Raw genomic sequence first — 8,835 nt, 5'->3', positions numbered from 1 at the left:
TGAAGCAATACTGTCCTCTGTTGCTTTCTGATATGCTTTATATGCGACAACTCCAGTTCCAATGAGAGCGGCTGCTATTAAACCAACAGGCCCAAGAAGCACGCCTAATGCACTTCCTAACACACCAACCGCCGCGCCAGCAAGACCTGCAGCACCACCAGCAATTCCTAACGCTGTTGCTAATGCTCCAATTCCTGACATAATCATCCCGAATGCCGCAAGAACTACCCCTATTGCTGTTGCTATTGCTGTAAGTGCAAGAACAATACCACCTGTAATTGCAATGGCCTTTTGTACTGGCCCTGGTAATGAGTTAAATCCATCTACAAGCTTCTGCAATCCAGCAACAAAAACACTAACCACAGGGGCAAGCGCATCACCAATTGTCTTTTTCATTGTCGAAAACGCTGAATCTAGTAATGTAAGACGTCCCTTTAATATATCAATCTTAGTGGCTGCAACCTCAGCTGCTGTCACTTTTGACATGGCATCCCACATGCTGTTTACCCCATTCGCACCTTCTTTGAAAAGAATCGTTGCACCACGTACAGCATCGGATCCGAATAACGTTTCCAAAGCCATACTACGTTGCTGATCTGTTAAATCTTTCATCGATTCATGAAGGGTTCCTGAAATATTTTCTAGACTTTGAATATGTCCTTGTTGATCATAAAATTTTGATGATAGAAATGCTGAACTTGTAGCTAATTCACGAAATGTGGTATCGCACTTGTCATTCCACTTTTTCGCACCTTCTATTTTCATGACATAGCCTTCTAAAGCTTGCTCAATATCGCCAACGCTCCTTGAAGCTGGTTGTATACCGTTTTTAACAAGAAAATCATATCCTGCTTGTGCATTATAAGTAATTAACCCTAAATCCCTCATTTGATTATACGCTTCTTTTGTTGTTGGATTTAAACGCATAAGCATTGTTTTTAGAGACGTACCTGCATCAGAACCTTTTACATTCGTTATATATGAGCTCTTTATCTCATATTCTCCAATTTTCACTGGAGTATCGGACTATATCATCATCCTCGCCTTACACGTTAGGATGGGACGCGCTCGTGGGGTTTTACTGTCCGTTCTGGACTCCATACCCTAGTCTCTGAACCCTTCATTTATTCCTAAATAACTCGGCTGCTGATTAGCATAGTTATGTAACCTTAGCTTCCCAGCAATTCACGTCCTTTACGTAGCGAATCTCGTCGCAACGGGGCTATATGTTAACCCATTCTGAGCAAATACTGCTAGGGTTGTAGCTGTATCCTTAAAAGTCATGCCAGCCCCTGCTGCTACTGCTGATGAAGCTGAAAGACCGTATTTTAACTCCCGTACATCTGTTGCTGAAGCATTAGCCGCTCCAGATAAAATATTTGCTGCATCCGCAACAGAAAGATGATCTGCTTTAAATGCATTTAAGGCAGTAGAAGCAATTTCTGCTGCTTCTCCTAGTTCTAGTTCACCTGCGGCCGCTAAGTTTAGAGCCCCTTCTAATCCACCATTGATGATGTCCGTTAAACTAATGCCGGCTTTTATTAATTCTTCAATCCCTTTTCCGGCCTCAACAGACGAATATTTTGTATCTTCCCCATACTTCACAGCTAATTCAGAGAGTTTACTCATTTCTTGTCCAGTTGCACCCGATACTGCCTTTATGTTAGCCATCTGTTGCTCGAAGTTCATCGATTCTTCGACAGCTGATTTTAGCCCTCGACCTATTGCATACGTCATTCCGCCAAACACCATACCGATTTGCATACCGGCATTCTGCAAATGATTACCCAATGACTCCATTCGGTTTCCAAAGTTCAATAGACGATTGCCTTGCTGTTCTAATTCATGATTTGACTGACGTAATTCATTTTCAAATCGATTCAGTTCAGCTGTCGCTCGATGAATTTGTTCTGCGTATCGCTGTGCTGATTGGCTTGCTTCACCTTCTTCGCTTTTTGCACGATTATAGGCTTGTTGAAGTTCCCTAACCTTCTCTTTTTGCTTATCTACTATACGAGATAAAACATCTACTTTAGCTCGTGTTTGTTCTGTCGCATGAGAAAAACCGCCCATGCCTGTTGCAATAGACTGAAATTCGGCCTGTAGAGATTTTAAAGAGTTGTTTAACTTATCCATCCCTTTTTGTTCAGCTTGACGGTTTACTTGCTTTAATTCATTTTCAAATCTATTTAAATCAGCAACTGCTTTATTTACTTGCGAAGCATATCGCTGGGTTGCTGCATCATTTTCACCTAATTTAGCCTTATTTTGATCGTAGGCTTGTCGCAAAGCTCTAACTTTTTCTTTTTGTGCTTCAATAAGCCTGCTGAGTGTATTCATTTTCGCTTGCGTTTGTTGACTGGCATTTGCGAAGCCACCCATTCCTGTACTTACAGATTTCAGCTCATTCTGTAATGTCCTAACCGCACGGCCTGAGTTTGCTATACCTTGACAAAAATTCACATTATCAAGGGACAGCCTAACGACTAAATTATTCATTTCATTCGCCATTATCTTCCCCCTTATTAGATAATGTTTTCTGCTGGAACTCCCATTTCATTTAAATTCTGATTTCCACTATTGTAATAATCTTGTTCACGATATTTTTGGTTTAGCCTTAAATAATGCCAGATATCCATTTCGTTATCGATATGATGGTGTTTATACCCCTGACGTAATAAAGAGAGGTAGAGCTCGTCCATAAACTCAGTGAACGTGAGCCCTCCTCCCTCTACGCGTTTGGGTTTGTTTCTTCTCCAGTTCCTGGTGTGCCACCAGCCGCTCCCACAGTTTCATTGATGATCGCATTAATTACATCGGAAGTTGTGGATAAAAATTTACGAGCATCCACACCGTCCCAATATTGATCTAATGTAAATTGTTCACCGTACACTTTTACTACATATTGAACCATTTTATCCATGTCCTCCGGACCAGGGTTATTTGGAATATCCGCAAGCTCAGGCGCTTGACGAATCAAACGCGCTGGAATGAACTCCGGTAAATGAAACGTTTTCTTTTCTTCCTTGATTAATAGCGTTAATTTCATGGCTTTTCCTCCTCGTTAATAAAAAAGAGAGAGAGCTTTTGCTCCCCCCTTACTTTCCTGCTGGTGGTTGTACTACAGGCTTCTCATACACCTTTTTAAACCAATTATCTCCCACAGCTTTTGTAAATGTAGGTTCATCAGCATCAGCTGTAAATTTAGGCCTATCGTCAAAATCACGCTCAATAAATGAACCTTTGAGTTTCGTTGTTTGGAAGTTAGGCTTATCCTTCTTCGTTTCGCCTTCTTCTTCCTCTTGTGAAAGCTTCCCTTTTAATAACCAAACATATCGATATTTCCCATTAGCCTTTAAGAAACGCCAGCCGATTGCTACATAAGGCTTTTCACCTTCGCGTCTCTCATCTAGCACACCGTCTTTCACTTCTGGATACCCTTCAATATCTGCTTTTGTTGATAATGAAATACTACGAAGTTCAATCTCTACTTCTACTTCCCCATCAGACTCAGCAATTTCCGATTTTTTGTTATCGCTCCACATAATCTCCGAAGCTACCTTTTTAGAAGTTTTAATCTTTACAGCGCCTTCCATTTCTTTCACTGCACTATAGTCAACACCTGTTGCATCATCTTTTAATAACTTTGCGTAAACAAGGCTATCTACACCGACAGTTGAACTAATTTTAATCACTTCTCCGGCCATCTATAACTCCACTCCTTTTGCGAATCGCATCGCGTAATGAAAAATTTGTGTATCATCTTCATATAAATCAGCAACCGCATAGCGTGAAAAACCAATACTTTTCATGATTTCATTCACTTTTTTATGGATTGCTGTTGTACTACCTTTTGACCAAATATCGATTTGAAATGTGATTTCACTTTCATTTTCTTCATTATCCGAAAATCCATCTGGTCTATTGTCTAGTTCAAAAAACGTAATACGCGGAAACTCTTCAGCATTTTTAGCTTTACGATAATAAATACGTCTTCCGCCTAATAAGGAAACAAGCTCCTGATTATTTTCAAGAGCTTGCACGATTTCAGGTCGTAAATTTATCATACATTCAACCTCATTTCATTCTTCAAAATATCTGTCATAGCACGAATTGCCGCTTCTTTTGAAGAATTAAATCCAGGTTCTATAAATGGCTCTGCTGGCATTTTAGACGTTCCCCATTCTAAGAACTTTCCGTAGAAATAGGGGGAACGATCCGCTTTATCTATACCAATTTTAATCGTTTTTATGCCGCCCTCCATTTTTGCTTTTGTAACCCGTATATTATGAGCCAAATGTTGTCCTGTTCGCCACGGTTCGCTTTTTGTTGCTTTTTTAGGGCTATCACTCCTTGGGGCTATTTCAGAAATAGCTTTTCGAATAGGCTCACCACCTGCTGCAAGAGCTTTATCTTCAATCTTTTCTCCACGTAGACCCATTTGCTCTAATTCAGATATCAAACGATCAAAGCCTAAAAAATCAACACCATCAGCCATTCATTCCACCACGCTTCCACATGATTGATAAGGTGTGTTTTTCAGTTGGAATAACTGAAATAATGTCATACATTACGTTCTTATACTTCATCTTCATATCAGCATTCACATCTGCGCGAAATCGTATTTCTGTTTCACCCTGAACTTCACTATTAGCTGATGCTGCTTCAAAGTATTTTCTTCCTTTTAAAAAAATAAAAGAGCCCCATACAGTAATAGAATCCTTATAACCTTCTATTGGATCACCGTCTGGGCTCTTTGCTTCCTCGTCTTTCACTTGAAAGGTAAGACGTTTATCTAATTTACCTGGATTCACTTGCATCACCACCACAATATTGCAACTGAACTAATATCGACTGCAAACTAAATGCTAATTGTTCAGCCTTTCCAACTGCTTCACGATTTTCATGCCAATGAGCAATTAAAATACGAGCTGCTAATTTAGCAAGCTCGCTCTTCAAATCTACATTTTTACTTGTAGCATTTTTAATATATATTTCAGCTGCTTCTACGAAAGATGTAATGAGATCGTCCTCTTCATCACCATCCACACGAAGATACTTTTTTGCTTCTTCTAATGTTAGTACCAAGAAGAACCCCTCCTACATCATTAAGCTTTGGCCGTAACTGTAATTTGACCATATACAACCGCTTCTGTATCCCATAACGTAACGTCTTCACGTTCAATTGCTCGGAATTCTGTTGTATTACCTCTCCAAGCACTTCCACCCTCTTTTGTCATATCAAGCGATAACTGCTGTCTATCCCATAACACAACTGCTTCTTTCAGGTCCCCAACAATAAATGGTGCTTTACCATCTTTATCTGTAGCAATCGTCTTATTGGATAAAACAATAACTGGCTTTCCTGATAATAGCTTACGTGTTGGATTTGTTGGATCTGGTTGAAGAAGTGGGCGACCATCTTTATCTTCTAATTGATCTAAGTAATTGAATCCATCTTGGTTTGTAATAATGTTTGCTACAGCTGAGAAAGCAGGATCTAATGTGACATTTAATGCAGTTTTAATGCCTTTATAATCCTTTAAATCAACTTTTGCTAATTTGTTGATTTCTTGTAAAATCAGATAGTTTCGCGTTGCAATAGATTTCTTCGCAATCCACTGACGTAAATAAGCTTCTAGCGCTTGATCCGTATCATTTAATAAATCATTTGGTACAGGTAGAAATCCTGCATAATCCTCAATAACATACGGCAAACGATCAAATTGTGGTGAAGCAATTTCTTGCATCGCATTTGGATTTCCATACTCAGATAATGGCGCAAAAGGTGTAGATGCTGCACGTTTTTCTAATGTACGGGCCCCCTTGTTTGTTGAAACAGGTTGTACATTTACATATTGTTCTAAATTATCAACCGTCTGTTTTAATTGGTTAATAGTTGTCGTAATATCTTCCGGAACAATATAACCGCCATCTTTTCCTGTATTCTCAGATAGTGCTGCTTTGTATTCCTGCATAACGCTTGCTTCTTCATGACTTAAACTTTGACCACGTATTGCTTTCATAAATACTTCTTTATACGATGTATCTTCATTTTGAACTGATGCTGGAGGTAATACTCCTGCCTGTGAATTTACAGGCTCAGGAACTTGAATTTGCTTCATTGCTAGATAGTTATCTAGTTCATTTTTCGCGTTTTTCGCTTCCTCAATTTTTGCCTTTGCATCTTCATATTTACCACTATTGTTAAATTCTTCTGCTTTCGCTTTTAAATCAGCAACTTTTTGACGTAACTCTTGTTCACGTTTATCCATTCGGTATTTCCTCCTTGTTTTGGCACAAAAAATAGACCTAAAGCTCTAACAGGTCTAGTGCGTTTTGTATTTTTAATTGTTCGCTATTATCCTTTTTGGGAATAGAAGGAGCCTTTGCTACTACTTTACTAGGTGTTTTCTGATATTTATCAAAGTAATCACTACTACAAGCTGCGACTTCTTTTGCTTCCACAACTTCAATATTGAAGTATTTTTCAGCTTCTTCACCACTTAACCAGGTCTCAGCATCTACTAATTGCTGAATTACTTCAATTTCGATGCCTTCTTTCAAGTTTTCTTTGTATACATTCATAATTCCAGCCTCAAGATTATCCAAGTCCTCTGCCATTTTACGAAGTACATTTGCATTCCCTCTACTTACAGTCCATGGTTTATGGACCATTAAAAAAGCATTAGAAGGGACAACAACACGATCACCAGCCAAGGCGATTACGGAAGCGATAGAAGCTGCAACACCGTCCACATAAACAGTTTTTTGCGCTTTATTACGTTTCAACATGTTATAAATAGCTAAACCAGCGAATACAGAACCACCACCACTATTTACATAGATATTTAAATTACTTTTATCATCCAACTGCCCTAAAATATTTTTCACATCATCCGGCATCACATCGGAATCGTCCCATTTCCATCCGGTATTGTTTATGATGTCACCATAAATGAATAGATCAGCTGAAGAATCTGTTTGATTTTTAATTGTAAATACGTCTTTAATCGTCCTCATCTCCCTTCTGTAACACTCCTCCATTAGCTTTTGCCAATTGATATTCGTCTGCGATTTCAATAGATACATGGTTTAAGTCAACACGGTGTTTATCACCGTATTCCCCAATCCCGTCCATATCCTCCAGTTCCAGCACCTGATTAATTGAAAATGCACCAGCATCTAACATAATTTTGTAGAATTCTGCTCGTGATTTAGAATCAGCACGTAATAAGCTTGTTAGGTTAAACTTCAAGTAATATCGTTTTTGCTCATGAAACGAAAATGATTTATAAGAAAACTCTTCTTCATATTGAATAAGAATTGGACTCAATGTATTTTGAATAAAATCCAACGCTTGTTGCTCAATATTGGAGAAAGTAGCACGATCTAACTCATTAATCATATGCAAAGGAATATTAAAAATATTTGCAATCTCACCTTTATCAAACTTCATACCTTCGATAAATTGAGCATCTTTCAAAGGCATTCCAACCTTTTCAAACTCTAGTCCAGCATCTAAAATAGCTATTCTTTGCGCATTATTCAACCCTGTATTTGCTTCTTCCCAGGCATCACGAAGTTTATTTTTAGCCTCTTTATTTAAAGGTTGTTCTGTTTTTAATATCCCGCTATGCGCTGCACCGTTTGTAAAGAATTTACCTTTAAACTTTTGGGCCGCCTGTGAGCTACCTATAGACTCTCTTGCAATTTGAATAGGAGGTTTCCCCCTTAAACCATCAGTAGATAGTGTAGTAAGATGGATTATGTCTTCATCAGGTATTTTTATAGGTGTACCGTCTGGCAAGCTCGTAAAATACCATAGTTTATTGGTCTTTAAGTCCACCGTGGGCGTTGTAACAGCTGGATTTAATACCCACAACTCTTTTGGCCTTCCATCTACACCCCAATGAATATTGATATAGGCATTTCCCCATGTATTTCGATGTGTTTCGATTAAATGTTTAAATTTAAATGGGCTTTGGTAAGGATTCGGGCGTCTTTCCAAAACAAACGATACTTGATGTGCCTTATCCCGTTCCCTTCCCTTCGCTGTCTTTTTAAACGTTTGAAAAGGAAGCATCGCAACACTATTTGCAAGGATATTAATACATCGATAAACCGTCGGAACACCTAAAGAGGATTCAACCGTTACCTTTTCACCGCTTGCGGCTTGATATCCAAATAAACTTTTAAACCAAGGAGAAGGATTTTTTAAATCTGTCGTATCCTGATTTCTAAATAACTGCCGAAAAATCAAAAGTTTCACCTCCTTTCTATCTTCTTATCATCACCACCCCCAACATTGTGAGAATAATCCCTAACAGATACCATCCATAAATCGGGTTAACAAAAAAAGTCGTCCCTACAATAATGGACAACCCCGAAATCAATAGAATATCTTCTAAAATACTTATAAAAAACAACAAGAATCGCATGTCATTCCTCCTAAAATGAGAAATCTTGACTTAATATATAGGAATTTAAGTCCATCTCACCAGAATTGAGCATGCATCGAACATGCGAGTTAATAACAGCCGCTATCGGATCAATTCTTTCTGTAGTTTTCGACTTGTCCAACATGATATTTTCGTTAGCATCCTGTTTTGTTATAGCATTACTAGTTGCCCAGTTCAGTACAGGGTTGTTGTTATGGATGACCTTCTTTTGATACACTTGTTCACGAAAATCCTTTGTAGGTCCTGATAAAGTTGCCATACCTTGACGTATTTCTATCATGGTATACCCTTCCGCCTCCATGTCTTGCATAAATTGCGTTGCATTCCATGGATCAGCACATATTTCTTTAATTTTAAATGTATGATCTTTTTC

The 8,835-nt window shown here is 38.5% G+C and carries 11 protein-coding genes and 1 pseudogene; all 12 read right to left on the bottom strand.

Annotated elements, in window-relative coordinates; all coding sequences use genetic code 11:
• A partial coding sequence (locus ACQRBL_RS31490; RefSeq protein ID WP_427736330.1) for a phage tail tape measure protein occupies positions 1-1,014 on the bottom strand: 1,014 nt, incomplete at its 3' end.
• Positions 1,015-1,197: 183 nt separating this feature from the next.
• Positions 1,198-2,511: pseudogene (locus ACQRBL_RS31485) on the bottom strand (phage tail tape measure protein); the annotation flags it as partial.
• Between the two features lie 220 nt (positions 2,512-2,731).
• Positions 2,732-3,049, bottom strand: coding sequence for a phage tail assembly chaperone G (gene gpG / locus ACQRBL_RS31480; protein ID WP_144641393.1), 318 nt, complete (start codon positions 3,047-3,049; stop codon positions 2,732-2,734).
• A gap of 49 nt (positions 3,050-3,098) precedes the next feature.
• Positions 3,099-3,707: a major tail protein gene (locus ACQRBL_RS31475; protein ID WP_144641397.1), complete on the bottom strand. Its 609-nt coding sequence runs from the start codon at positions 3,705-3,707 to the stop codon at positions 3,099-3,101.
• Positions 3,708-4,067: a tail completion protein gp17 gene (gene gp17, locus ACQRBL_RS31470; protein WP_411996713.1), complete on the bottom strand. Its 360-nt coding sequence runs from the start codon at positions 4,065-4,067 to the stop codon at positions 3,708-3,710. It lies immediately after the preceding gene.
• A complete protein-coding gene (locus ACQRBL_RS31465; protein ID WP_411996714.1) occupies positions 4,064-4,498 on the bottom strand; it encodes an HK97-gp10 family putative phage morphogenesis protein in 435 nt (144 codons plus the stop codon). The genes gp17 and ACQRBL_RS31465 overlap by 4 nt, the downstream gene beginning before the upstream one ends.
• Complete coding sequence (locus ACQRBL_RS31460; protein WP_411996715.1) at positions 4,491-4,814, bottom strand: phage head closure protein; 324 nt, start codon at positions 4,812-4,814, stop codon at positions 4,491-4,493. The genes ACQRBL_RS31465 and ACQRBL_RS31460 overlap by 8 nt, the downstream gene beginning before the upstream one ends.
• Positions 4,801-5,088 carry a head-tail connector protein gene (locus ACQRBL_RS31455; protein WP_045351623.1) on the bottom strand — a complete coding sequence of 96 codons (288 nt, stop codon included), beginning with the start codon at positions 5,086-5,088 and terminating at the stop codon, positions 4,801-4,803. The genes ACQRBL_RS31460 and ACQRBL_RS31455 overlap by 14 nt, the downstream gene beginning before the upstream one ends.
• Positions 5,089-5,108: 20 nt before the next feature.
• Complete coding sequence (locus ACQRBL_RS31450) at positions 5,109-6,275, bottom strand: phage major capsid protein (RefSeq protein WP_411996716.1); 1,167 nt, start codon at positions 6,273-6,275, stop codon at positions 5,109-5,111.
• Between the two features lie 37 nt (positions 6,276-6,312).
• Complete coding sequence (locus ACQRBL_RS31445) at positions 6,313-7,023, bottom strand: head maturation protease, ClpP-related (RefSeq protein WP_411996717.1); 711 nt, start codon at positions 7,021-7,023, stop codon at positions 6,313-6,315.
• Positions 7,010-8,263 (bottom strand): phage portal protein, encoded by a 1,254-nt coding sequence (locus ACQRBL_RS31440; RefSeq protein WP_030022654.1) that lies wholly within the window; start codon positions 8,261-8,263, stop codon positions 7,010-7,012. The genes ACQRBL_RS31445 and ACQRBL_RS31440 overlap by 14 nt, the downstream gene beginning before the upstream one ends.
• Before the next feature lie 188 nt (positions 8,264-8,451).
• On the bottom strand, positions 8,452-8,835 hold a 384-nt coding region (locus tag ACQRBL_RS31435), incomplete at its 5' end, for a terminase TerL endonuclease subunit (RefSeq protein WP_427736325.1).

Origin of the sequence: Bacillus sp. AF62 (assembly GCF_050312695.1) — a bacterium.
In the GTDB taxonomy this organism is placed as follows: Bacteria; Bacillota; Bacilli; order Bacillales; family Bacillaceae_G; genus Bacillus_A; species Bacillus_A cereus.
The sequence above is the reverse complement of the archived record's forward strand: the minus strand, read 5'-3'. Positions and strand labels throughout refer to the sequence as shown.